The 435-nt window shown below is 61.8% G+C and carries 1 protein-coding gene; it reads right to left on the bottom strand.

The features are described 5' to 3' along the window. Positions 1-378: tail assembly protein (locus FJV41_RS50595; protein ID WP_181791603.1), on the bottom strand; the 378-nt coding region annotated here is incomplete at its 3' end. Positions 379-435: the final 57 nt, after the last annotated feature.

The following is a 435-nucleotide window of genomic DNA, read 5'->3' as shown; positions in this document are numbered from 1 at the left end:
ACCCACCAGCATGCCCTTGGTGTCGTGCCCGCCATAGGCGACGGGTACGGGATTGCCTTGAGCCTGTGTGTTGACGGTTCCGTTCATGCTGTAACTGGGCCTGTTATCGACACTGTCCTGCGACCCGAGCCCCTTCGGCTGAGGCCCCAGCATCTGGGCAACGCCGCCGATGACCATCACAGCACCCTGAATGACCAGATTGGCGTTGCTGGTGTAGACGCCCACGACGATCAGCACGACGCCGAGGATGACGTTCAGCACACCGCCGCGCTTGCTACCCAGCAGCACTGGCGCAATGCGGATGTCCTCCCCACCAGGTGGATCCTTCAGCTGGTCCTTGGTGAGGTTCTCCTTGCCGACGAACACGGAGAAGCCCATACCATTCTCCTTCGCCTGGGCCAGGTACTGTTGGAAGCCTGGCCTCATCGCGCACAG

Origin of the sequence: Myxococcus llanfairpwllgwyngyllgogerychwyrndrobwllllantysiliogogogochensis, from assembly GCF_006636215.1 — a bacterium.
GTDB lineage: Bacteria > Myxococcota > Myxococcia > Myxococcales > Myxococcaceae > Myxococcus > Myxococcus llanfairpwllgwyngyllgogerychwyrndrobwllllantysiliogogogochensis.
The sequence above is the reverse complement of the archived record's forward strand: the minus strand, read 5'-3'. Positions and strand labels throughout refer to the sequence as shown.